The sequence below is a fragment of the Pseudomonas koreensis genome (assembly GCF_024169245.1).
In the GTDB taxonomy this organism is placed as follows: Bacteria; Pseudomonadota; Gammaproteobacteria; order Pseudomonadales; family Pseudomonadaceae; genus Aquipseudomonas; species Aquipseudomonas koreensis_F.
On record NZ_JALJWP010000001.1, the window covers coordinates 2794682 to 2818399 of the forward strand.

The following is a 23718-nucleotide window of genomic DNA, read 5'->3' on the forward strand; positions in this document are numbered from 1 at the left end:
AATCCAGGCGCCATCGCGGGCCTCGCGCCACCTCAATACTGGGTCAGATCCGCCAACGGATGTCGCCCCTCCCAGACTTTATGAAAGTGCGCTTCGACCACCGCATCCGGCACGTTATTGATATCCGGCCAGTGCCAGTGTGGCTTCTGATCCTTGTCGATCAAACGTGCGCGCACGCCTTCGCTGAATTCCGGGTGGCGGCAGCAGTTGAGGCTCAGGGTGTATTCCATCTGAAATACTTCGGCCAGCGACATATGGCGCGCGCGGATGATCTGTTCCCAGACCAGATGCGCGGTCAGCGGTGAGCCCTCGGCCATGGTTTTCGCCGCGCGGGCAATCAACGGATCGCTGCTGTCGCGGTGCAGGCTGATGGCTTTCCAGGCGCAGGTGACGTCGCTGACATCGAGCAATTCGTCGATCTGCTGGCGACGCGGCAACCACTGCGCTTCGGGCATTTGGGCCATGGCTTCCTGTTGCAGAGCCTTGAGCAGGCTGTTGAGCTGCATGGCGGTCTGTTCCTGCCAGTTGAGTTGCAGCAAGCCTTCAATCAATTGCGGTTGCTGTTCGTCGAGCAGGAAGCGGTCGGCCAGATCCAGATCCAGCGCATCGCGAGCGTTGATGTGCGCGCCGGTCAGGCCGAGGAACACGCCGAGCTTGCCCGGCAGCCGGGCGAGGAACCAACTGGCGCCAACATCGGGATACAGACCGATGGCGATTTCCGGCATCGCCAGACGGCTGCTCGGCGTGACGATCCGCGTGCTCGCGCCTTGCAACAGGCCCATGCCGCCGCCCAGCACGTAACCGTGGCCCCAGCAGATCAGCGGTTTCGGATAGGTATGCAGGCTGTAATCCAGACGATATTCCGCGCTGAAAAACTGCGCAGCCAGTGGCGGTACTTCGCCGGGATGAGCGCGGCAGGCTTCGACCAGGCTGCGCACCTCGCCACCGGCGCAGAAGGCCTTGGCACCGTTGCCGCGCAGCAATACGCAGACGATTTGCGGATCATCGGCCCAGACTTTCAATTTGTCGCTGAGGGCGTTGATCATCGGCAGGGACAGCGAGTTCAGCGACTTTTCGGCATCCAGGCTGGCGATGCCGATGCGCGCGCCGTCAGTGCCGGTGAGTTCTTCGAAGTGCAGATTCATCGTGACCTCGATCAGGAATTTGAACGATCAGTATGATCGTTGCGTGGGAAAGTGCCGGATCTGCATCAGATCAATTGACAAGCGTGGTCGGCTTTCCTAGGGTTCGCCCCATTGCTTTTGCCGGATATGACCATGACTGCTGACGACCGTATCAAACTCGAACCGAGCTGGAAGGAGGCACTGCGTGCTGAGTTCGACCAGCCTTATATGGCAGAGTTGCGCAGCTTTCTGCAGCAGGAGCGGGCGGCCGGCAAGGAGATCTACCCGCCCGGGCCGTTGATTTTCAATGCGCTGAACTCCACGCCCCTGGACAAGGTGAAAGTGGTGATTCTCGGTCAGGATCCGTATCACGGCCCGGGCCAGGCCCACGGTCTGTGCTTCTCGGTGCAACCGGGCGTGCCGGCGCCGCCGTCGCTGGTGAACATCTATAAAGAGCTGAAGCGCGACCTCAACATCGACATTCCCAACCACGGCTACCTGCAGAGCTGGGCCGATCAGGGCGTGCTGCTGCTCAACACCACCATGACCGTCGAGCGCGCCAACGCCAATGCGCACAAGGACAAAGGCTGGCAACACTTCACCGACCGCATCATCGAGGTGGTCAGCGAACGGCAGCCGCATCTGGTGTTCATGCTCTGGGGCGCCCATGCGCAGAGCAAGCAGAAGCTGATTGACGCCACCAAGCACCTGGTGCTGACGTCGGTGCATCCGTCGCCGTTGTCGGCCTATCGCGGGTTTTTGGGCTGTGGGCATTTCAGCCGGACCAACAAGTTTCTCGAACAGAATGGCGAAACACCGATCGACTGGCGCCTTCCATCGATTTGATGTGTCGACTGGGTTGGCCCCTTCGCGAGCAGGCTCGCTCCCACAGGAATTGTGTGCAAGCCACAAACCCCCTGTGGGAGCGAGCTTGCTCGCGAAAGGGGCGACTCGGTCTCAAGACTCATGCTGGATTACGATTCCAGTACCTGAACAACGGCTCTGCCAGAAACAGCACAAACAACAACCGCATCACCTGCATCGCCGTCACCAGTGGCACCGACAATTGCAGGGTCTCTGCCGTCAGGCTCATCTCGGCAATCCCCCCCGGCATCATGCCCAGGGTCAGCGAACGCAGATCCAGATGGGTCAGCGCACTCAAGCCCAGCGCCGCCAGTGACGCGATCAACATGGTCAGCGCCGTGCCGATCAACGTCCGCCCCATGAACGACGGCGCGCGGCGGAAGAACTGCCGGTTGAAGTGACAGCCCAGGCCGCTACCGATCAGCCACTGGCCGATCTGACTGCCCCCATTGGGCAAGCCGATGTGCAAATCCCAAGTGATGCTCACCGCCGCACTCACCAGCAAAGGCCCGAACAGCCACGGATTGGGTTGGCGCAGACGCTGCCAGAGCCAGGCGAGCAGGGCGCCCGCCGGAAACAGAATCGCCAGCCAGCGCCAATCGACGCTGCCGGCGTGAGAAATCGGCGTGCCGTCACCGAGCAGATACTTGAACGCCGCCGGCACGCATAACACCACCACCAATACGCGAAGACTTTGCCCCGCCGCGACATGGCTGAGCAAAGCACCGTTGCGCGCGCCGAGGTTGACCATCTCCCCGGAACCACCGGGCATGCTGGAGAAAAATGCAGTGGCGCGATCCTCGCCGGTGCGGCGCATCAGCCACACGCCAACTACCGCCGACAGGCTGGTGACCAGCGCTCCGAAGAAGATCAGACCGAAATGACTGAGCACCTGCTCCATCACCAGCGGGGTGAAGTGCAGGCCGATACCGATGCCGACGATCCACTGGCCGCACTTGCGGCCGCCAGGGATTTCCGCCAGTTGCCACGGGGTCAGGCAGCGCACGAGGATGATCGCCAGCAGCGAGCCGACCATCCACGGCAGCGGCCAGCCGATCTGGCTGGCGATGAAACCGCCAAGCAGACCGACCAGCGGGGTGCCCCACCAGGCTTTCAGGGACGAGCGATCAGACATCGGCGATGGCGCGACGAGCGACCGCGCGTTTGCGCCAGATGCGAATCAGCGGGAACACCAGCATCAGCGCCGTCAGCACCCACACACCGAAAGTGATCGGGCTCGACCAGAGTATTTCCAGCGCACCGTTGGAGATCGACAGCGCGCGACGCAGGTTCTGCTCCATCAGACCGCCGAGGATGAAGCCCAGCAATACTGGCGACAACGGGAAGTCGAGCTTGCGCAGGATGTAGCCGAAGATGCCGATGCCGACCATCAGGAACAGGTCGAAAGTGGTGGCATGAACGGCGTAGACGCCAATCCCGGTGATGATCGCGATGACCGGCACCAGTGCCCAGTTCGGCACGGCGAGGATGCGCGTGAAAATGCGGATCATCGGGATGTTGAGGATCACCAGCATGATGTTGGCGATGAACAACGACGCGATCAGGCCCCAGACGATGTCAGGTTGTTGCTGGAACAGCAGCGGGCCTGGGGTGATGTTGTACAGCGACAGCGCGCCGATCATCACCGCCGTGGTGCCCGAACCCGGTACGCCCAGCGTCAGCATCGGCACCAGCGCGCCACAGGCCGAAGCGCCAATGGCGGTTTCCGGTGCAGCCAGGCCACGGGCGTCGCCCTGGCCGAACTTGCCGCTGGCCCCGGCGATGCGCTTCTCGGTCATGTAGGCCACGGCACTGGCCAGTGTCGCGCCCGCACCCGGCAACACGCCCATGATGAAACCGAGCAGGCCGCAACGAATGTTCACCACGAACACCGAAGCCGCTTCCTTGAAGTTGAACATCATGCGCCCGGTCGCTTTTACCGCTTCCTGGCCGCGATGGGTTTTCTCCAGCAACAGGAGGATTTCGCTGATCGAGAACAGACCCAGCACCAGCACCACGAATTGAATGCCGTCGGTCAGGTGAATGTTGTCGCCGGTAAAACGGTACACGCCGCTGTTGGCGTCGATGCCGACGCTGGACAGGAACAGACCGATCAACGCCGCAATAAAGGTCTTCAACGGTCGATCACCGGCCATGCCGCCGAGACAGACGATCGCAAACACCATCAACACGAAGTATTCCGCAGGTCCAAAGGCAATCGCCCACTTCGCCAGCAGCGGCGCAAACAAGACCATGCCGCAGGTGGCGATGAACGCGCCGATGAACGAACTCCACGCCGACAGCGACAACGCGACACCGGCCATGCCTTTGCGGGCCATCGGGTAGCCGTCGAGCGTGGTCATTACGGTGGAAGCTTCGCCGGGAATGTTCAGCAGGATCGAGCTGATCCGGCCGCCATATTCGCAGCCCAGATACACCGCCGCGAGCAGGATAAGCGCCGACTCCGGCGGCAAACCGAGTGCGAACGCAATCGGGATCAGCAGCGCCACGCCGTTGATCGGGCCGAGGCCCGGCAGCAGGCCGACGACGGTGCCGATCAAGGTGCCGGTCAGCGCCGTGACCAGGTTGTACGGGCTCAGCGCGACGCCGAAGCCTTGACCCAAATAACCGAGGGTATCCATATCAGTTCTCCAGCACGTCGAGCAGGCCAAGGGGCAGCGGGACTTCCATCACCCGATCGAACAACAGGTACAGACCAATGGCCATCAGCGTCGTGACGACGATGCTCGGCACCCAGCGGCCGCCGTACAGACGCGCCATCGGAATGCCGATGACCATGCTGCTGAGGATGAAACCCAGTGGTTCGAACAGGCCGGCGAACACCAGCAACAGCGCGACGCAAATAGCAATCTTGGTCAGGGTTTCGCGGTCCAGCGGCGGCTCGTCTTCACTGTGTTTGATCGGCGCCGGGCGAAACACCATGTACAGCAGCGCCAGGCCCATCAGGCCAAGCATCAGCAGCGGGAAGGCGCGCGGGCCGACCGGTTCATAGGAAAAAGCCGCCTGGTACGGCCACGCCATCAGTGCCAGACCGGCACACACCAGCAGCAACACCGAGGCGAAAATGCGTTGAATAAGCATGAGAACTCCTGTGCCGCGCCCCCGAAGCGGGAAGCGCGGCCACTAGACAGAGACGATCACTGGATCAGGCCGAACTCTTTGGCCAGCACTTTGTAGTCCGCGACCTGCTTCTTCACATAGGTGTCGAGTTCCGGGCCGGTCATGGCGAACGGGAACAGTTCACGCTGATCGCGCAGCGTGGCGAACTCGTCGGAGGCCAGCAGCTTGTCGAACGAGTCTTTCCACCAGGCGTAGTCTTCATCGCTGACTTTTGGCCCGAGGTAGAAGCCGCGCACCACCGGCCAGACGATGTCGTAGCCTTGCTCGCGAGCGGTCGGGATGTCCTTCATTTCCGGCTCGTCGAGACGCTTGTCGGCGAATACTGCGAGCAGACGCATGTCGCCGCTCTGGATATGCGGCATGGAGTCGGAAATGTCGGTACTGCCGACCTGGATATGACCGCCGAGCAGGGCAGTGGCGATTTCGCCGCCGCCTTCGAGTGCCACGTAACGCAGTTCGCGCGGGTTGATCCCGGCAGCCTTGGCGATCAATGCAGTTTGCATCCAGTCCTGACTGCCGACGGTGCCGCCTGAGCCGATGACCACCGAGCCCGGATCTTTCTTCAGTGCTTGAACGAGATCGTCGAGGGTCTTGTAGGGCGAATCGCTTTTCACCGCGATGGCGCCGTAGCTGGTGCCGACCGCCGCGAGCCAGCGCACGTTGGTTTCATCGAAGCGACCGAACTTGCCCTGAGCCAGGTTCAGCAGCGAACCGCTGGACCAGGCGACCAGTGTGCCGGCATCCGCCGGACGTTGCGCAACCACTGCGTTGTACGCCACCGCGCCGACACCGCCGGGCATGTAGGTCACGCGCATCGGTTTGCTCAACAGCTTCTGGTTGACCAGTGCGCTCTGCACCAGTTTGCAGGTCAGGTCGAAACCACCGCCGGGGGAGGCCGGAGCAATACATTCCGGGCGTTTCGGTTCGGCCATCAGTTGGCCGGCAAACAGCATCGCCCCAGCGGCGAGCGCAACTTTACGCAGTGATAAGTTCATCTGAGTCTCCTTGGGAGTTGTTGTTATGGACGTGCAGAATTACCAAAGGGCAACGCTTTGCTCAGCAGCGGGCGCAAGTGTTCGTTGCGCGGACGCATTGACTGGAATATCGGAAGGAAAAACGGCGTGGCCCGTCACGGAAGAACCGGCGAGGGCGGGGTTGTAGCGCAGGGTGTCGGCCTGTGAGAAAGCCTGAGCGTGCATGGACGACATGCGGATGTACTCCGATTATTGTTCTTATTGGTCGAAAACGCTTCGTGGCGTTTTGCGTTGCGCTGTGTGGCAGCAGCGATGACAGTCGAAACTGTCCGTGGGCGGACTCTAACCGGCTAACCTTTCAGCAACCTTTCAGTTGTCTTTCACGGTTTTCAGGCTTCACAGCGGCGGTTGCGGCTGTAAACTCCGCGGCAAAGCGCGGCGTCGGCCAACCCTGAACGAGGTAACAATCCATGCGTGTCCTGCTCGTCGAAGACCATTTGCAACTGGCCGAAAGCGTGGCTCAGGCGCTCAAGAGCACCGGTCTGACCGTGGATGTGTTGCACGATGGCGTGGCCGCCGACCTGGCGCTGGGCAGTGAGGAATACGCCGTGGCGATCCTCGATGTCGGCCTGCCGCGCCTGGACGGTTTCGAGGTGCTGGCGCGGCTGCGTGCCCGCGGCAAAAATCTGCCAGTGCTGATGCTGACCGCGCGCAGTGACGTGAAAGACCGCGTGCATGGCCTCAATCTCGGTGCTGACGATTACCTGGCCAAGCCGTTTGAACTGACGGAACTGGAAGCACGGGTGAAAGCCTTGCTGCGCCGCAGTGTGCTGGGCGGCGAGCGCCAGCAGCGCTGTGGCGTGTTGGCCTATGACCTCGACACCCGACGCTTCACCCTTGGCGAAGAACTGCTGACTCTGACCTCGCGCGAGCAAGCCGTCCTCGAAGCGCTGATCGCGCGGCCGGGGCGGGTGATGAGCAAAGAGCAATTGGCCGCGCAGGTGTTCGGCCTCGACGAGGAAGCCAGCCCCGACGCCATCGAAATCTACGTGCACCGCTTGCGCAAAAAACTCGACGGCCAGCCCGTGGCCATCGTCACCTTCCGCGGCCTCGGCTACCTGCTGGAAAGCCGCGATGCATAAGCCCAGCAGCCTGCGCTGGCGGTTGCTGTGGAACCTCGGTTGGTTGCTGGTGGTGTTGATGCTCGCCAGTGGTTTGAGCGCTTACTGGAATGGTCGCGAAGCCGCCGACACCGCGTATGACCGCACGCTGTTGGCCTCGGCACGGACCATTGCGGCCGGGTTGTCGCAGCGCGATGGCAGCCTCAGCGCCGACGTGCCTTACGTGGCACTGGACACCTTCGCCTACGACAGCGCCGGGCGCATTTACTATCAGGTCAACGACATCCACCAGAAGCTGATTTCCGGCTACGAAAACCTCCCCGGTCCACCACCCGGTACGCCGCGAACTGACAGCTATCCGGCCCTTGCGCGCTTTTATAACGCGAAGTACAACGGCCAGAACGTACGCGTGGTCAGCCTGCTCAAAGCCGTGAGTGAGCCGAACATGAACGGCATGGCGGAGATTCGCGTGGCCGAAACCGACGAAGCGCGCGTCAGCATGGCGCGCAGTCTGGCGGCGGATACGTTGCTGCGTCTGGGCATGCTGGCCGTCGGTGCGTTGTTGCTGGTGTGGTTTGCGGTGAGCGCGGCGCTGCGCCCGCTGGAGCGCTTGCGCACCGCCGTCGAAGAGCGTCAGCCGGACGACTTGCGGCCTCTGCCGCTGGTGGAAGTCCAGCATGAGCTGGGGCCGTTGGTTCGCGCGCTCAACCATTTCACCGAGCGCCTGCGGGGCCAGTTCGAGCGCCAGGCGCAGTTCATCGCCGATGCCGCCCACGAATTGCGCACACCGTTGGCGGCGCTAAAAGCGCGGCTGGAACTGGGCTTGCGTTCGAATGAGCCCGAGACTTGGCGCACGACTCTGGAGTCATCCGCGCAAAGTACCGATCGCCTGACCCATCTGGCCAATCAGTTGCTGTCGTTGGCCCGCGTCGAAAACGGTGCGCGGGCGATTGCCGAGGGCGGCGCGCAGCTGCTCGATCTGAGTCAGTTGGCTCGAGAGCTAGGCATGGCCATGGCGCCACTGGCGCACAAGCGTGGCGTGGCGCTGGCCCTGGAGGCGGATGAGCCGGTGTGGCTGCGCGGGGAACCGACGTTGCTCAACGAGCTGCTGAGCAATCTGGTCGACAATGCGCTGGCGCATACGCCACCGGGGGGCAATGTGATTTTGCGGGTGACGGCACCGGCGGTGCTTGAGGTTGAGGACGACGGGCCGGGTATTCCGCTGGAAGAGCGCGACCGGGTGTTCGAGCGGTTTTATCGGCGCAATCAGCAAGTCGCCGGTTCAGGCCTGGGCCTGGCGATTGTCGGCGAGATCTGCCGGGCGCATCTGGCGCAGATCACCTTGCACGATGGCGAGCAGGCGGGGTTGAAGGTGCGGGTGAGTTTTATCGCGGGGTGATTGTGGTGGCTGGGCGGGCCGCTTCGCGGTCCCGGATCAGTAAAACATCGACCGCGATTCTTCCAGATCGGCGCAAAATTGCTTGTTCTCCGGATCAATCCCCAGCTTTCTGAACGCCGGAACACTCAGCGGATCAATCCGCGCGAAGGGATGGTCGGTACCCTTGCGGCAATAAAGGTTCGCGACTTGCACCAAATCGACGTAATCGATTTTGGCCGAGTCGCGCTGAAAGTCCTCGTACAGCAATGGCAATTGCACCAGGCGCTCGGGAAACTCCCAGACCCGCAGCAACTTCTCGCCCAATAATGGATGAATCTGCTCGATCACATGGGTCAGGCTGACCGCATCCGAGAGCAGTTCATTGTGATCTTCGGCGTAAGTCAGAATCGGCAACACACCTATCTGATGCACGAGCCCGCCGAGTGCCGCCTGATCGGGCTTGAGTTGGGTGTAACGACGGCACAAGGCATAACTGACGCCGGCGATCTCCAGGCTGCTGCGCCAGACGTCGCGCATCTTCTGTTCGACTACTTCGGAGCGGGCATTGAAGATCTGCTCCATGACCAGACCGATTGCCAGGTTGCTGCTGTAGTTGATGCCCAGGCGAGTGATGGCGGTGTGCAGGTCGGTGACTTCCTGCGCGGCGCGCAGCAGTGGGCTGTTGACCACTTTGATCAGGCGCGCCGAGAGTGCAGTGTCGCGGCCGATGACTTTGCTCAGATCGCTGACGCTGATTTCCGGATCCTCGGCGGCCTTGCGAATCTGCAGGGCCACTTCCGGCAACGTTGGCAGAACCAGGTCATCGTTATCGATGGCCGCAACCAAATCCTGTTGGACCTTTTCCGCCAGTTCGCTCATTTGGACTCTCTAGGGTGTTGCAACAATGCTGCGATCAGCGCTGGATTTCGCGGTCGCGATCCAGTTCGTAAGGCAGGTCGAGCACGTGCAACGCGGGGCCTTCGGGGGCGCCCAGATGCAAATCACCGGCTTCGGCAGCTTCGGCCTGCAACACGGCCAGGAGTTCAATGTTTCCCTCGGCATTGGCCGCCAGCACCACTTCGCCGATCGAGCTGTTGTGGCTGGGCGCGAACAATTGAGTGCCGGGCTCTGGCAATTCGGCCGCGTCGAGGCGCAAGCGGTACAGGCGACGCTTGAGCTTGCCCAGGTACTGCATGCGCGCAACGATTTCCTGGCCGGTGTAGCAGCCTTTCTTGAAACTCACGCCGCCAACCGCCTGCAGATTGAGCATCTGCGGGATGAACAGCTCGCGAGTGCTCGGCATGACCTGACCGATACCGGCGCGGATCTGGCCCAGCAGCCATTGATTCAGCTCGGCCTCAGGCAGCGTCGAGGACAATTGGCTCTGGATGTTTTGCGCCTGAGCGGCTGGCACCCAGAGTTCGGCGCGCTCGGGGGAGACGCGAATTGCAATCAGGCCTTCATTGCGCACAACGCTGTCGGTTTCGGCGGGCAGGGATAGACCGAGGCTTGTCAGCGCTGCGTCGCCATGCTCCAGGCCGAAGCGCACCCAGGCGGCGCTTTCATCGGTCAGTTTCGATTTGGAGAACACTGCGTACTTTTTCAGGTCGGCCAGTTGTGGCTCGAGCAACGCGCTGGCCATCGCCATCACCACACCGTCACCTTCCAGCAGGATACGGAAGCTCGACTGCATCCGGCCTTTCTGCGTGCAGCGGGCGCCGAGGCTGGCGCGGGAGTCACTCAGGTAATTGATATTGCAGGTCAACTGGCCTTGCAGGAATTTTCCGGCGTCCGCACCGCGAACCGCGAGTACGCCTTCATGAGACAGGGTGCAGAAAAAAGCAGAATCGGCCATGGGTCATCGCAGGGTAAATAGACTGGGGCACATCATAAGGGGGCAGGGTTGAAATGGGTAGTTGATAAAGGATCAAGGGTGCCCGACCAAAGCCGACTGTGCGGCCCGCGCCGGGGCTGTATACTGCCGGGCAAATTCGAGGAGGGCTCCATGGTCGAACAAGTTGAACTGAATCGCCTCTTTTGGCACAGCCGTCGCGGGATGCTTGAGCTTGACGTGTTGCTGGTGCCGTTCGTGCATGAGGTTTATCCGCACCTCAATCAAGTGGATCGCGATCTCTACGTGCGTTTGCTGACCTGTGAGGATCAGGACATGTTCGGCTGGTTCATGGAGCGCAGCGAGTCGGAAGACCCCGAGCTGCAGCGCATGGTCCGGATGATTCTGGATCGTGTTCAGCCCAAGTAATACGTTCGAATGCCGCTGGCATGCCTCACGGCAGTTGCTGGCGGCGTATCTGTTGGCCCAGGCGTTCGCCGCGGGTTCTTTGTTTCTGTTGTCTATTCCGCTCTGGGCCAGTCTGGCTGGTGTTTCCGGCTGTCTGTTGCATGGCTTTTGGGTGATACCCCGGCAGATTCTGCTGAGTCATCCGCAAGCATTTTGCGGGTTACGGCGCGACGGCGATGGCTGGCAGATGTGGAATCAGGCCAAGGGTTGGCAGGCTGCGCAGCTGCGACCGGACAGCCTGGCGCTGCCGCTGATTGTGGTGCTGCGTTTTCGCTTGCGTGGAGAATGGCGGGTCAGATCGATCTGCGTGCCACGGGACTCGCAAGCGGCGGATCTGCACCGACGCCTGCGAGTGCGGCTCAAGTTCAGCCGGCGTAGGTGGGCGGCACCAGAATAGTGTCGAGCGCTTCGGGCAGCAGGTCCGGGTAGTCGAGGGTGTAATGCAGCCCGCGACTTTCCTTGCGTTCCATGGCTGAGCTGATCATCAACTCGGCCACCTGCGCCAGATTGCGCAGCTCAATCAGGTCACGGCTGACTTTATAGTTGCTGTAGAACTCATCGATCTCGTCCAGTAGCAGGCGCACCCGATGCTGTGCCCGTTGCAGGCGCTTGTTGGTGCGCACGATGCCAACGTAGTCCCACATGAATCGGCGCAGCTCGTCCCAGTTGTGCGCGATGATCACGTCTTCGTCCGAGTCGGTGACCTGGCTGGCGTCCCAGACGGGCAGGGCGTTTGGCGCCGCGACCTCATCAAGTTGCGCGAGAATGTCAGCTGCTGCCGAACGGGCGTAAACGAAGCATTCCAACAGCGAGTTGCTGGCCATGCGGTTGGCGCCGTGCAGACCGGTGAAGCTGGTTTCGCCGATGGCGTAGAGGCCAGGCACGTCGGTGCGACCGTGCTGATCAACCATCACACCGCCACAGGTGTAGTGCGCGGCAGGAACGACCGGGATCGGTTGTTTGGTGATGTCGATGCCGAAGCCCAGGCAGCGCTCATAAACAGTCGGGAAGTGATTTTTGACGAACGATTCGGGCTTGTGGCTGATGTCGAGATAGACGCAGTCGATGCCCAGACGCTTCATTTCATGGTCGATCGCCCGCGCGACAATGTCGCGAGGCGCCAGCTCGGCGCGTTTGTCGAAGCGGTACATGAAGCGCTCGCCATTGGGCAGCTTCAGATGCGCGCCTTCGCCACGCAGGGCTTCGGTGATCAGGAAGCTTTTGGCTTGCGGGTGATACAGGCAGGTCGGGTGGAACTGGTTGAATTCCAGATTGGCCACCCGGCAACCGGAACGCCAGGCCATGGCGATGCCGTCACCGCAGGCGCCGTCCGGGTTGCTGGTATAAAGGTAGACTTTGGCGGCTCCGCCCGAGGCGAGGATCACGAAGCGGGCGCCGTAAGTATCGACTTCGCCGGTGGCGCGGTTCAGCACGTAGGCGCCGAGGCAGCGATCGCCGTCCAGGCCCAGACGACGCTCGGTGATCAGATCGACGGCAACGCGCTGTTCCAGCAGCTCTACGTTCGCGCGCTCTTTGGCCTGGGCCAGCAAGGTCTTGAAGATCGCAGCGCCGGTGGCGTCGGCCGCGTGGATGATGCGCCGATGGCTGTGGCCGCCTTCGCGGGTCAGATGAAATTCGAAACCGCCATCTTCGGTACCGGACTGTTCATCACGGGTGAACGGCACGCCCTGGTCGATCAGCCACTGGATGGCTTCGCGGCTGTGCTCGACGGTGAAACGCACCGCATCTTCGTGGCACAAACCGCCGCCAGCGTTGAGGGTGTCGTCGACGTGGGATTCGACAGTATCGGTATCGTCGAGCACTGCGGCGACGCCGCCCTGGGCCCAGAATGTCGAACCGTTGGCGAGATCGCCTTTGCTCAATACGGCAATGCGCAGATGACCGGGCAAGGTCAGCGCGAGAGTCAAACCGGCAGCACCGCTGCCAATCACCAGAACATCGTGTTGAAACTGTTGGCTCATTTCAGGATTCCGCTCAAAGCGACCCGGGAGGGGGTGGCGCAAGACAGCTGGATCGGCGAGTCAAGACAGCCACACAGCCCACTAGTATATAGAGGGGTTGGACGGCACAATAGCCGGGCCCAGATGGCATTGTGAGACTACTGCGCAGTAAAAAGCCCTGTGCTTCGTCGGAAGTTTTTTTCACGGTGTGTGGGAAAAGACACCTGTATCGGCGCTGAAACAGACTTTTCCGCCCATGGTTGCGCAATGTCAGGTGGGTACGGCTATAAATAATTGGAACTTTTGCCAAAGCGCCAAGATCAATAGACGGTGCCAGAAACCAGGGACAGTGTCGGCTTCAGTGCGGAATCTGCGGTTGGATTCCTGCCGGCGAAACCGATAACAAGATTATTCGCGCAGCCGGTTTATCCCGCGCTGCGTTTTTCGTGCGTGCCAAATCAGAGCCCGCAGGAAACTTGCTTGGAGGGGGAGAACTTTTGCGAAAAGCCCGAGTCTATGTTTGCAAGTCTGGTCGTTTAGTAATGCAAGTCTCCTCCGGGCTTATCGAGGAGTGTTCATGCTAACCCAGGAAGAGGATCAGCAGCTGGTCGAACGCGTTCAGCGTGGCGACAAGCGAGCTTTCGATCTGCTGGTGCTGAAATATCAGCACAAAATTCTCGGGTTGATCGTGCGTTTTGTGCACGACACCCATGAAGCCCAGGACGTTGCTCAGGAAGCCTTTATCAAGGCGTATCGGGCACTTGGAAATTTCCGCGGTGACAGTGCGTTTTATACGTGGCTGTATCGTATTGCCATTAACACGGCAAAGAACTACCTGGTTTCCCGCGGCCGTCGGCCGCCGGATAGCGATGTAAGTTCAGAGGATGCAGAGTTCTACGATGGCGATCACGGCCTCAAGGATCTCGAATCACCGGAACGTGCATTGCTGCGGGATGAGATCGAAGGCACTGTCCATCGAACCATTCAGCAACTGCCAGAGGATTTGCGTACGGCTTTAACTTTACGTGAATTCGATGGTCTGAGTTACGAGGACATTGCGAGCGTCATGCAGTGTCCGGTGGGTACCGTGCGCTCCCGGATTTTCCGCGCTCGGGAGGCCATCGATAAAGCCCTGCAACCGTTGTTGCAGGAAAACTGAGACAGCGGCGACAGCCAAGAGAGGAACGCCATGAGTCGTGAAGCCCTGCAGGAATCGCTGTCCGCAGTGATGGATAACGAAGCGGACGAACTGGAATTGCGTCGAGTGCTCAGCGCACTGGATGATGTTGATACCCGTGAGACCTGGGCTCGTTACCAGATCGCTCGGGCAGCCATGCACAAGGATCTGCTGCTTCCGCGTCTGGATATCGCTGCGGCAGTGTCCGCTGCGCTGGAAGACGAAACGGCTCCGGCCAAAGTATCCCGCAGCCCATGGCGTAACCTGGGTCGCCTCGCTGTTGCCGCTTCGGTAACCGTGGCCGTTCTGGCCGGTGTTCGCCTGTACAACCAGGACGAAATCGCCGGTGTTGAACTGGCCCAGCAGTCGAATCAGCCTACTTTGGCCACTCCACAGGTCAAGGGTCCGGCCGTTTTGGCTGGCTACAGCGAGAGCTCGGAAGCGGCTGGCCCGATGGCCAACGGCGTTCTGCAAGGACAGCCAGGCTGGCATGATCAGCGTCTGCCAGGCTATCTGCGGCAGCACGCTCAGCAGGCTGCACTCAAAGGAACTGAAAGCGCGCTGCCATATGCACGTGCCGCAAGCCTGGAAAACCGTTAAGGAGGATCATGCGCGCCATCCCTCTACTTTCGCTTCTGCTCAGTGGCTGGTTCATTGTTCCAGCCCACGCTGATGAGGCCCAGGACTGGTTGACCCGTCTGGGCCAGGCCGAGCAGCAGCAAAGCTTCCACGGCACTTTCGTATACGAGCGCAACGGCAGTTTTTCCACGCATAACATCTGGCATCGTGTCCAGAATGGCCAGGTCCGCGAGCGGCTGTTGCAGCTCGATGGCTCGGCTCAGGAAGTCGTGCGCATTGATGGACGTACTCAATGCGTCAGCGGCACCCTGATTGCGGGACTGGGTGATTCACCCAACGCTGCCGCCCGTGCGCTGGATCCCAAAAAGCTGAAGAATTGGTATGACCTTGCCATTATTGGCAAGTCGCGCGTGGCCGGCCGTGATGCAGTGATCGTGTCGCTGACCCCTCGTGATCAGCACCGCTACGGCTTCGAGCTGCATCTGGACAAGAAAACCGGATTACCACTCAAGTCGTTACTGTTGAACGACAAGGGACAGTTGCTCGAACGGTTCCAGTTCACCAGCCTCGACACTGATGCAATTCCGTCGGACAAGGAATTGCTGGCAAACGCCGATTGCAAGCCGATCAACATCGGCAGCGACAAGGCGTCAGCAGCGAAAGCCGTGCAGAATTGGCGTTCGGACTGGTTGCCGCCAGGTTTCGAGCTGACCAGCAGCAGTTCGCACAAGGATGCGCAAACCAAGACCCAGGTCAGCAGCCTGATGTATGACGATGGTCTGGCGCGTTTCTCCGTATTTCTTGAGCCGTTGAACGGTGCAACCGTCACCGACACCCGCACTCAGCTCGGCCCGACCGTCGCGGTATCCCGCCGCCTGACCACGCCGCAAGGTGAAATGATGGTCACCGTGGTCGGCGAGATCCCGATTGGCACCGCTGAACGGATCGCTCTATCGATGCGTAACAACGATGGCGCTGCGACCAGCAAGCAGTGAGCTGATTTCAGTCATTTCCACTCCGTCGTCGAGACGTCGAAATGTTTGCTGAGCATTTTCATTTGCAAAACCCCTGAAAATTTTTTATAGGTCAGAGCCTCACGGCTCTGGCCTTGTTTGTTGTTCCCGGAACAAAAATGCCGGTCTGTGGTTTCCGGTGTTCCTTTGCTCCATATCGCTTAACCCTGCTCGTCGTAACGGGAGCTGTATGTCGATACCTAGTTTGAAGTCTTACCTTTCCATCCTCGCCACTGTGCTGTTGCTCGGTCAGGCGGTCCCTGCTGCGCAAGCGGCCGATCTGCCTGATTTCACCCAGTTGGTCGAACAAGCTTCGCCAGCGGTGGTGAACATCAGTACCACGCAGAAGCTGCCGGACCGCCGAGTCAATCAACAGATGCCGGACCTGGAAGGCCTGCCACCGATGCTGCGCGAATTCTTCGAGCGCGGCATGCCGCCTCAGCAGCGCTCGCCGCGTGGCGACGGTCGCCAGCGTGAAGCGCAATCGCTGGGCTCGGGTTTCATCATTTCGCCGGACGGCTACATCCTCACCAACAACCACGTGATCGCCGACGCCGACGAAATCCTCGTCCGTCTGGCTGACCGCAGTGAGATGAAAGCCAAGCTGATCGGCACCGATCCACGTTCCGACGTGGCCTTGCTGAAAATCGAAGGCAAGGATCTGCCGGTGCTCAAGCTCGGCAAATCCCAGGACCTGAAGGCCGGCCAGTGGGTCGTCGCGATCGGTTCGCCGTTCGGCTTTGACCACACCGTGACCCAAGGCATCGTCAGTGCCGTAGGTCGCAGCCTGCCGAACGAGAACTATGTGCCGTTCATTCAGACCGACGTGCCAATCAACCCGGGCAACTCCGGTGGCCCGCTGTTCAACCTGAACGGTGAAGTGGTCGGCATCAACTCGCAGATCTACACCCGCTCCGGTGGCTTCATGGGCGTGTCGTTCGCAATCCCGATCGACGTGGCCATGGACGTTTCCAATCAGCTCAAGAGCGGTGGCAAAGTCAGCCGCGGCTGGCTCGGCGTGGTCATTCAGGAAGTGAACAAAGACCTGGCCGAGTCGTTCGGTCTGGACAAGCCGGCCGGCGCCCTCGTTGCGCAGATCCAGGATGACGGCCCTGCGGCCAAGGGCGGCCTGCAGGTTGGCGACGTGATCCTGAGCATGAACGGTCAGCCGATCGTCATGTCCGCTGACCTGCCGCATCTGGTTGGCGCGCTGAAGGCAGGTGCCAAAGCCAATCTGGAAGTGATTCGCGAAGGCAAGCGCAAGAATGTCGAGCTGACCGTCGGCGCAATCCCGGATGAAGACAAGGAGCTGAACGCACTGGCGAAATCCGGCGCTGAATCCAGCAGCAACCGCCTCGGTGTTGCGGTCGGTGAATTGACCGCCGAGCAGAAGAAAACCTACGACCTCAAAGGTGGTGTGGTGATCAAGGAAGTGCAGGACGGTCCTGCGGCCCTGATCGGTCTGCAACCGGGTGACGTGATCACCCACCTGAATAACCAGGCCATTGGCTCGGCCAAGGAGTTCACCGACATCGCCAAGGCGTTGCCGAAGAACCGGTCGGTGTCGATGCGCGTGCTGCGTCAGGGTCGTGCCAGCTTCATCACCTTCAAACTGGCTGAATAAGCCAGCAACAAGGTAAAAAGAAACCGCCTCGAAGGAGGCGGTTTTTTTGTGTCTGCAGCTTTTGTCTTGTCGGGAAAACTCAGCCCATCATGTCCTTGACCATGCGCTCCTGCTCCATCAGCTCACGCTGGCGGGCATCGATGCGCGAGGACAGCGGGAAGTTGCTGCCGGCCTTGCGCTTGGCGAAGTCCAGTTGCTGAATGGCCTGGCGGTAATCGCCGACCAGCGCAAAGTACTCGGCCCGCGCCTGGTGCAGGCCAATGATGTTGCCCGACAGGCCACGGGTTTCGGCGACCTGGTACCAGACGTCCGGATCGTCCGGGCGTGACTTGAGCAGACTGTCGAGCGCTTTCTCGGCATCGGCGGCACGATTCTGCTTCAGCAGCAGATCGACACGCACCTGATTCAGCGGATAGTTGCCCGGGAACTGCGTGAGCATGCGGTCGACCCGCGACTGCGCATCAGGCAGGCGATTGTTGGTGATGTCCAGATCGACCTGAGCGAGGTTGTAGATGATCTCGTTCGGCGACTTGGCCAACAACTGCTTGAGGTTTTCCCGCGCTTCGTTCAACTGCCCGCCCTTGATTTGGGCGATGGCCAGGCCGTAGCGCGCCACATCGTTTTTCGGATTCTCTTCCAGCAACGCGCGGAACCGCTTGGCACCCAGGCCCGGGGTTTCCTCATAGATCAACTGCACCCGTGCGCGGATCAACTGATAGCGCATGCTGTCTTCGATGCCACCCGGTTTCGCCTGTTCTGCGCGGTTGCGGGTGTCGGCGATACGCGATTCGGTGACCGGGTGAGTCAGGAGGAATTCCGGCGGCTTGGCGTCGAAGCGGTACTGGCGCATCAGGCGTTCGAACATGGTCGGCATCGAGCGCGGGTCGTAACCTGCCTTCTCCAGATTGAGGATGCCGATGCGGTCGGCTTCCTGTTCGTTCTGCCGCGAGAAGCGCCGTTGTTCCTGTAATGCCGCAGCCTGGGTGCCGGCGATGGTCGCGATGCCGGCATCACCGCCACCGGCGGCGGCAATCACAATGCCGGCCAGCAACGCTGCCATCATTGGCACCTGCATGCGTTGTGAGGCTTCCACTCCGCGAGCAAAGTGGCGTTGTGACAAGTGCGCCAATTCGTGGGCGAGCACCGAGGCGTATTCACCCTCGGTCTGGGCGTTGAGGAACAGACCGCCGTTGACCCCGACCACACCGCCCGGTGCTGCGAAGGCGTTGAGTTGCGGGCTATTGATCAGAATGAATTCGAGGCGTCGGTCGGAAACCTGGCTGGTCTCCACCAGCTTGTACACGCTCGATTCGACGTAATCCTTGAGCTGTGGATCGTTGAGCTGGGAAACCTGGCTGCGCAGCATGGCCAGCCAGGCACGGCCGAGCTGGTATTCCTGTTGCGGTGAGACGATGGCAGAACTGGCGTCGCCAAGTGACGGCAGATCGTCGGCAAAGCCTGGTGAGGCGAGCAGGCAAGCGAGCGTCAGCAGGGTAGGGCGCAGAAAAGTCATGCACAAAGCCTTGGAGGACAAAGACCTTACTGTAGCCGGACACCGAAGCCGCGACCAGATATTCTAGGCAGCTAGACAACCCGAACGGAGTGACGCAATGACTGACGCTGTAGCCCATGACGTGGAACTGGACGCCAGTGGCCTGAACTGTCCGTTGCCGTTGCTCAAGGCGAAAATGGAACTCAATAAACTGTCCAGCGGCGCTGTGCTCAAGGTGATCGCCACCGATGCCGGCTCGCAACGCGACTTCCGCACCTTTGCCAAACTTGCCGGCCATGAACTTCTACGTGAGGAAGACGAGGCTGGGGTCTACCGTTACTGGTTGAAGAAAGCCTGAAGCGCTGCGCTAAAAATCGAAGGGATTATTGATGTTCAAAGTGTTACGCGACTGGATTCAGCGCTACTTCTCCGATGAAGAAGCCGTGGTGCTGGCGGTGCTGCTGGTTCTCGCCTTCACCGCCGTGCTCACCCTCGGCGGCATGCTTGCGCCGGTATTGGCGGGGATGGTGCTGGCGTATCTGATGCAAGGCCTGGTGGTCACGCTCGAGCGGCTGCGCGTGCCCGGCGGCGTGGCGGTGGGGCTGGTGTTCGCCCTGTTCATGGGCGCGCTGATGCTGTTTATCGTCGTGGTCCTGCCGCTGTTGTGGCACCAGTTGATCACGCTGTTCAACGAACTGCCGGGTATGCTCGCCAAGTGGCAATCGTTGCTGCTTCTATTGCCGGAGCGCTATCCGCATCTGGTGTCCGACGAGCAAGTCTTGCAAGCGATCGAAGCGGCGCGGGGCGAGATAGGCAAGTTCGGCCAGTGGGCGCTGACGTTCTCGCTGTCGAGTTTGCCGCTGCTGGTGAACATCATGATCTACCTGGTGCTGGTGCCGATTCTGGTGTTTTTCTTTCTCAAGGATCGGGCGATGATCGGCGAGTGGGTGCGCGGCTATCTGCCCCGCGAGCGCGCGCTGATAACCCGCGTTGCCCAGGAAATGAATCGGCAGATCGCCAATTACATCCGTGGCAAAGGCATCGAGATCGTCATTTGTGGCGGCGTGACCTACATCGCTTTTATCGCGCTGGGTCTGAACTATGCGGCACTGCTGGCGTTGCTGGTCGGCTTGTCGGTGGTGGTGCCGTATGTCGGCGCCGTAGTGGTGACCGTGCCCGTGCTGCTGATTGCGCTGTTCCAGTGGGGCTGGAGCGATCAGTTCATTTATCTGATGGCGGTCTACGGAATCATTCAGACGCTGGACGGCAACGTGCTGGTGCCGCTGTTGTTCTCGGAAGCGGTCAACCTGCATCCGGTGGCGATCATCTGTGCGGTGTTGTTGTTTGGCGGGTTGTGGGGATTCTGGGGTGTGTTCTTTGCGATCCCGCTGGCGACGCTGTTCAAGGCTGTGCTGGATGCATGGCCGCGCAAGGAGCCGGTGGTGGCGCCGTTGCTTTAGCGGTTGATCCGGATTTTGCAGAGAGGCTATTCGCGAGCAGGCTCACTCCCACAGTTGAGTGCATTCCAACTGTGGGAGTGAGCCTGCTCGCGAAGGCGTCTTTAAAGACGCAACAGAAACATCAGGCTTTATTCAGAGCCTCAGCCGCCGCCAGTACCGCATCAACATGCCCCGGCACTTTCACGCCACGCCATTCCTGACGCAGCACGCCGTCCTTATCAATCAGGAAAGTGCTGCGATCAACACCCAGGTATTCCTTGCCGTACAGCTTCTTCAGCTTGATCACGTCGAACAACTGGCAAACCGCCTCGTCCTTGTCGCTGATCAGCTCGAAGGGAAATTCCTGCTTGCCTTTGAAGTTTTCGTGCGACTTCAAACTGTCGCGGGAAATGCCGAAGACTTCGGTGTTGGCAGCCTTGAAAGCCGCATATTGATCACGAAAGCCCTGGCCCTGAGTGGTGCAGCCCGGGGTGCTGTCCTTCGGGTAGAAATAGATCACCACTTGCTTGCCCTTGAGTTCGGACAGGCTGACGGTCTGCCCGCTGGTCGCAGGCGCGGTGAAATCCGCAACCGGTTGGTCGATGACGACGGCCATGAAAGCTTCCTTACATTGGATTTTGTGGGCGCCAGGGCTCGATCAGGGCATCCAGGTTCATCGCATCGGCGAAGTCGAGGAACTGATCGCGCAGCCAGCTGATCTGGGTGCCGGCCGGCAGAGTCACGGTGAACGTGGCGTTGAGCATCGTGCCGCCGGTCTGCGGTGCCTGATAGGTGTCGCAGGTCAGGTTTTCCAGCTCGACGTTGTGGTCCATGAAGAACTGGCACAGCTCATTGATGATGTCCGGGCGGTATGCCGAACTTACATAAGCCACGTAGGGCAGGGCCTGCGGGCGATTTTCCAGCGCCGCGCTACGCACCACGTTGACGGTGAATGCGTGACGCTTGGCCAGCAGCGGCAGGCTGCCTTCGAGGCGCGCCAGGGCGTCCCAGCTACCGGAGACTTCCAGCACCAGGGCGCTGCACTCGCCGTGGCGGGTCAGGCGGGAGGTGACGACGGCGCAGCGGTTTTCATGGCTGGCGCGGCACAGGACGTTGGTCAGCTCCATGGGGTTGGCGCCGAGGGCACTGATGACAAGGAATTGTTCGCGAACTGTGGGGGTGGACATGCAGCATTCCTAAAGCGATGAGCGGTCGGTAGGTTGACGGGCATTGGTGGCCGGGAGTGCCTGTTCTGGCGGTCCGTATAAAGAGACCCGGCCGGCGCTCGTGGCTCGCTCCACGTGTGGGAGCGCGTCGATGCGACGCAGGAACGGGGCCTGGGAGGCCGAAAAGGGAGGCTGGAACCCGGCGTACAAGCTGATCTGTACCGATCAAAGTCTGAAGGGTAGCGAAAAGCGGCGCCAAGGGGAATGGCGGCGGCGCAGTACTTCGCTTGTGCAAGCATCTTGGCGCCAGTACCATTACCGCTCTCTTTTTCCGGCAGGAGCGGTTTCATGATTGCGGGCAGTATGGTGGCACTGGTCACTCCCATGGATGCACAAGGGCGTCTTGACTGGGACAGCCTCAGCAAACTCGTGGACTTCCACCTCAAGAACGGCACCCATGCCATCGTCGCCGTCGGGACTACCGGCGAGTCGGCCACCCTTGATGTAGAAGAGCACATCGCCGTCATCAAAGCCGTGGTCAAACAGGTAGCCGGGCGCATTCCGGTCATCGCCGGCACCGGCGCCAACTCGACCCGCGAAGCCGTCGAACTGACCCGCAACGCCAAGGCCGCCGGCGCCGATGCCTGCCTGCTGGTGGTTCCTTATTACAATAAGCCGACCCAGGAAGGTCTGTACCAGCACTTCAAGCACATCGCTGAAGCGGTCGACATTCCGCAGATTCTCTACAACGTTCCCGGCCGCACCTCCTGCGACATGCAGGCCGAGACTGTGATTCGTCTGTCCACTGTGCCGAACATCATCGGCATCAAGGAAGCCACCGGCGACCTGAAACGCGCCAAAGCGATCATCGATGGCGTGAGCAAGGATTTCATCGTGCTGTCCGGCGATGATCCGACCGCAGTCGAGCTGATCCTGCTGGGCGGCAAAGGCAATATTTCCGTCACCGCCAACGTCGCGCCGCGCGAAATGGCTGACCTGTGCGAGGCCGCGCTGAAAGGCGACGCCGACACCGCACGCGCAATCAACGAAAAACTGATGCCGCTGCACAAGGACCTGTTCATCGAAGCCAACCCGATTCCGGTGAAATGGGCTTTGGTCGAAATGGGCCTGATGCACGAAGGCATCCGCCTGCCACTGACCTGGCTGAGCACTCCTTGTCATGAAACGCTGCGCTCGGCCCTGCGCCAGTCCAGCGTCCTGGTTTAATTGAGGAAGTACAACGCATGAAGCGAATGGCCGGACTTTCCGCACTTGCCTTGATTATCTCCAGCACCAGTGGCTGCGGATGGGTCTGGGGGCCGGAAGGTTATTTCCGCGACCGTGGAAGTGATTACCTGCAAGCGCAACAGACTGCACCGATGCAATTGCCACCGGATGTGAGCACTGCCAAGCGTCTCGATCCGCTGTTGCCGATCCCGCGCAACGTGGCCGACGACACCGCGACGGGCGAATACATTGTTCCGCGTCCCCAGCCGTTGTCGACGGTGGCCGATGCCACTGATTACTCGTTGCAGAAGAGCGGTGATTCGCGCTGGGTCGTGGCTCAGCATCCACCGGCCGAAGTCTGGCCAGTGGCGCTGCAGTTCTTCCAGGACAACGGTTTCCGTCTGGATGAACAGCGTCCGCAGACCGGTGAGTTCACCACCACCTGGCAGCACTCCGACGAGCTGTCCGCTTCGATGGCCAAGCGCCTGAGTGCGGCCGGTATCGCCAGCGACAGCGAAACCCGTGTGCGCGTGCGTATCGAGCCGGGCGTGCAGCGCAACACCAGTGAAATCTACGTAGTCAGCGCCGAGCGTCCTGCCGGCAGCACTGCCGACGTGGCTTTCACCAACCGTTCGGTCAACACTGGCCTGGACGCTGCGCTGGTCGACGACATGCTCGCGAGCATGAGCCGTACCTCGGAGAAGGGCGGTTCGGTGTCGATGCTGGCCTCGCGTGATTTCGACGCGCCAAGCCGCGTCAGCCTCAGCGAAGACGGCAGCGGCAACCCGGTGTTGAACGTCGGTACCGATCTGGACCGCGCCTGGTCGAGCGTCGGCCGTGCGCTGGAACAGGGCGAATGGCGCGTTGAAGACATCAACCGCAGCCTGGGCCTGTACTACATCAACCTGGCCGAAAAAGCCGAGAACAAAGACGACAAGCCTGGCTTCTTCAGCGGTCTGTTCGGCAGCGCGCCGAGCAAGGAAGAAGTCGAAGCCCGTGCCGAGCGTTATCAGGTTCGCCTGAGCAAGGTGGGCGAGAACATCCAGGTTACCGTCGAAAAGAACATCAACACCGTCGCGCCGGCCGATGTCGCGCGTAAAGTGTTGAGCGTGATTCAGGACAACCTGGGCTGATCCGAT

General features: G+C 60.7%; 25 protein-coding genes. 13 read left to right on the plus strand and 12 right to left on the minus strand.

Going from position 1 to position 23718, the window contains the following annotated elements; translation table 11 throughout:
• Positions 1 to 32: 32 nt before the first annotated feature.
• Entirely contained in the window at positions 33 to 1145 is a 1113-nt protein-coding gene (locus J2Y90_RS12575; protein WP_253500050.1) for an enoyl-CoA hydratase/isomerase family protein, read from the minus strand.
• Between the two features lie 132 nt (positions 1146 to 1277).
• Between J2Y90_RS12575 and ung the strand changes: the two genes are divergently transcribed.
• Positions 1278 to 1970, plus strand: coding sequence for a uracil-DNA glycosylase (ung, locus tag J2Y90_RS12580; RefSeq protein WP_253500053.1), 693 nt, complete (start codon positions 1278 to 1280; stop codon positions 1968 to 1970).
• A gap of 118 nt (positions 1971 to 2088) precedes the next feature.
• Here the strand turns inward: ung and J2Y90_RS12585 are convergent, their stop codons facing one another.
• The 5 genes from J2Y90_RS12585 to J2Y90_RS12605 are packed head-to-tail and all read right to left on the minus strand — an operon-like array spanning position 2089 to position 6337.
• The gene (locus J2Y90_RS12585) at positions 2089 to 3123 is read right to left on the minus strand and encodes an AbrB family transcriptional regulator (RefSeq protein ID WP_253500056.1); all 1035 of its coding nucleotides are present in this window, start codon (positions 3121 to 3123) and stop codon (positions 2089 to 2091) included.
• Complete coding sequence (locus tag J2Y90_RS12590) at positions 3116 to 4630, minus strand: tripartite tricarboxylate transporter permease (RefSeq protein WP_253500059.1); 1515 nt, start codon at positions 4628 to 4630, stop codon at positions 3116 to 3118. Before J2Y90_RS12590 ends, J2Y90_RS12585 begins: the two co-directional genes overlap by 8 nt.
• Before the next feature lies 1 nt (position 4631).
• A complete protein-coding gene (locus tag J2Y90_RS12595; RefSeq protein ID WP_253500063.1) occupies positions 4632 to 5090 on the minus strand; it encodes a tripartite tricarboxylate transporter TctB family protein in 459 nt (152 codons plus the stop codon).
• A 56-nt stretch (positions 5091 to 5146) separates the two neighbouring features.
• Complete coding sequence (locus tag J2Y90_RS12600) at positions 5147 to 6124, minus strand: Bug family tripartite tricarboxylate transporter substrate binding protein (protein WP_186532216.1); 978 nt, start codon at positions 6122 to 6124, stop codon at positions 5147 to 5149.
• Between the two features lie 39 nt (positions 6125 to 6163).
• Entirely contained in the window at positions 6164 to 6337 is a 174-nt protein-coding gene (locus J2Y90_RS12605; protein WP_253500065.1) for a hypothetical protein, read from the minus strand.
• 236 nt (positions 6338 to 6573) lie between these two features.
• Here J2Y90_RS12605 and J2Y90_RS12610 point away from each other — a divergent pair, with 236 nt between their 5' ends.
• Both J2Y90_RS12610 and J2Y90_RS12615 read left to right on the plus strand, forming a co-directional pair.
• Complete coding sequence (locus J2Y90_RS12610) at positions 6574 to 7245, plus strand: response regulator (protein ID WP_253500067.1); 672 nt, start codon at positions 6574 to 6576, stop codon at positions 7243 to 7245.
• Positions 7238 to 8623: a sensor histidine kinase gene (locus J2Y90_RS12615; protein ID WP_253500070.1), complete on the plus strand. Its 1386-nt coding sequence runs from the start codon at positions 7238 to 7240 to the stop codon at positions 8621 to 8623. The genes J2Y90_RS12610 and J2Y90_RS12615 overlap by 8 nt, the downstream gene beginning before the upstream one ends.
• A gap of 36 nt (positions 8624 to 8659) precedes the next feature.
• Here J2Y90_RS12615 and J2Y90_RS12620 read toward each other — a convergent pair whose 3' ends face one another.
• Both J2Y90_RS12620 and ygfZ read right to left on the minus strand, forming a co-directional pair.
• Positions 8660 to 9481 carry an HDOD domain-containing protein gene (locus tag J2Y90_RS12620; protein ID WP_253500073.1) on the minus strand — a complete coding sequence of 274 codons (822 nt, stop codon included), beginning with the start codon at positions 9479 to 9481 and terminating at the stop codon, positions 8660 to 8662.
• 34 nt (positions 9482 to 9515) lie between these two features.
• Positions 9516 to 10457: a CAF17-like 4Fe-4S cluster assembly/insertion protein YgfZ gene (gene ygfZ, locus J2Y90_RS12625; protein ID WP_253500076.1), complete on the minus strand. Its 942-nt coding sequence runs from the start codon at positions 10455 to 10457 to the stop codon at positions 9516 to 9518.
• A gap of 150 nt (positions 10458 to 10607) precedes the next feature.
• Here ygfZ and J2Y90_RS12630 point away from each other — a divergent pair, with 150 nt between their 5' ends.
• On the plus strand, positions 10608 to 10862 hold the full coding sequence (locus tag J2Y90_RS12630) for a succinate dehydrogenase assembly factor 2 (protein ID WP_042608140.1): 255 nt from the start codon (positions 10608 to 10610) through the stop codon (positions 10860 to 10862).
• Positions 10846 to 11298, plus strand: coding sequence for a protein YgfX (locus tag J2Y90_RS12635; RefSeq protein ID WP_253500079.1), 453 nt, complete (start codon positions 10846 to 10848; stop codon positions 11296 to 11298). Before J2Y90_RS12630 ends, J2Y90_RS12635 begins: the two co-directional genes overlap by 17 nt.
• Here the strand turns inward: J2Y90_RS12635 and nadB are convergent.
• On the minus strand, positions 11267 to 12883 hold the full coding sequence (gene nadB, locus J2Y90_RS12640) for an L-aspartate oxidase (protein WP_253500082.1): 1617 nt from the start codon (positions 12881 to 12883) through the stop codon (positions 11267 to 11269). The two genes, J2Y90_RS12635 and nadB, sit on opposite strands and share 32 nt — an antisense overlap.
• A gap of 556 nt (positions 12884 to 13439) precedes the next feature.
• On the opposite strand from nadB, the gene rpoE reads away from it, so the two are divergent.
• The 4 genes from rpoE to J2Y90_RS12660 all read left to right on the plus strand — a co-directional run bounded on the left by rpoE (position 13440) and on the right by J2Y90_RS12660 (position 17255).
• Positions 13440 to 14021: an RNA polymerase sigma factor RpoE gene (gene rpoE / locus J2Y90_RS12645; protein WP_003172477.1), complete on the plus strand. Its 582-nt coding sequence runs from the start codon at positions 13440 to 13442 to the stop codon at positions 14019 to 14021.
• Between the two features lie 30 nt (positions 14022 to 14051).
• A complete protein-coding gene (locus J2Y90_RS12650; RefSeq protein WP_253500085.1) occupies positions 14052 to 14639 on the plus strand; it encodes a sigma-E factor negative regulatory protein in 588 nt (195 codons plus the stop codon).
• 8 nt (positions 14640 to 14647) lie between these two features.
• Positions 14648 to 15613 (plus strand): MucB/RseB C-terminal domain-containing protein, encoded by a 966-nt coding sequence (locus J2Y90_RS12655; protein WP_253500087.1) that lies wholly within the window; start codon positions 14648 to 14650, stop codon positions 15611 to 15613.
• 208 nt (positions 15614 to 15821) lie between these two features.
• Positions 15822 to 17255, plus strand: a complete 1434-nt coding sequence (locus tag J2Y90_RS12660) for a DegQ family serine endoprotease (protein WP_301291653.1) — start codon at positions 15822 to 15824, stop codon at positions 17253 to 17255.
• A gap of 79 nt (positions 17256 to 17334) precedes the next feature.
• Here J2Y90_RS12660 and J2Y90_RS12665 read toward each other — a convergent pair whose 3' ends face one another.
• Complete coding sequence (locus J2Y90_RS12665; RefSeq protein WP_253500089.1) at positions 17335 to 18768, minus strand: M48 family metalloprotease; 1434 nt, start codon at positions 18766 to 18768, stop codon at positions 17335 to 17337.
• A 97-nt stretch (positions 18769 to 18865) separates the two neighbouring features.
• Here J2Y90_RS12665 and J2Y90_RS12670 point away from each other — a divergent pair, with 97 nt between their 5' ends.
• Entirely contained in the window at positions 18866 to 19105 is a 240-nt protein-coding gene (locus tag J2Y90_RS12670; RefSeq protein WP_253500091.1) for a sulfurtransferase TusA family protein, read from the plus strand.
• A 31-nt stretch (positions 19106 to 19136) separates the two neighbouring features.
• Positions 19137 to 20207, plus strand: coding sequence for an AI-2E family transporter (locus tag J2Y90_RS12675; protein WP_041478862.1), 1071 nt, complete (start codon positions 19137 to 19139; stop codon positions 20205 to 20207).
• A 121-nt stretch (positions 20208 to 20328) separates the two neighbouring features.
• On the opposite strand, the gene J2Y90_RS12680 is transcribed toward J2Y90_RS12675, so the two are convergent.
• Positions 20329 to 20802, minus strand: a complete 474-nt coding sequence (locus tag J2Y90_RS12680) for a peroxiredoxin (RefSeq protein WP_041478861.1) — start codon at positions 20800 to 20802, stop codon at positions 20329 to 20331.
• 10 nt (positions 20803 to 20812) lie between these two features.
• Complete coding sequence (locus J2Y90_RS12685; RefSeq protein ID WP_042607411.1) at positions 20813 to 21373, minus strand: glycine cleavage system protein R; 561 nt, start codon at positions 21371 to 21373, stop codon at positions 20813 to 20815.
• A gap of 327 nt (positions 21374 to 21700) precedes the next feature.
• Here J2Y90_RS12685 and dapA point away from each other — a divergent pair, with 327 nt between their 5' ends.
• Both dapA and bamC read left to right on the plus strand, forming a co-directional pair.
• Positions 21701 to 22579, plus strand: a complete 879-nt coding sequence (gene dapA / locus J2Y90_RS12690) for a 4-hydroxy-tetrahydrodipicolinate synthase (protein WP_253500093.1) — start codon at positions 21701 to 21703, stop codon at positions 22577 to 22579.
• Between the two features lie 17 nt (positions 22580 to 22596).
• Complete coding sequence (gene bamC / locus J2Y90_RS12695) at positions 22597 to 23712, plus strand: outer membrane protein assembly factor BamC (RefSeq protein ID WP_253500095.1); 1116 nt, start codon at positions 22597 to 22599, stop codon at positions 23710 to 23712.
• Positions 23713 to 23718: the final 6 nt, after the last annotated feature.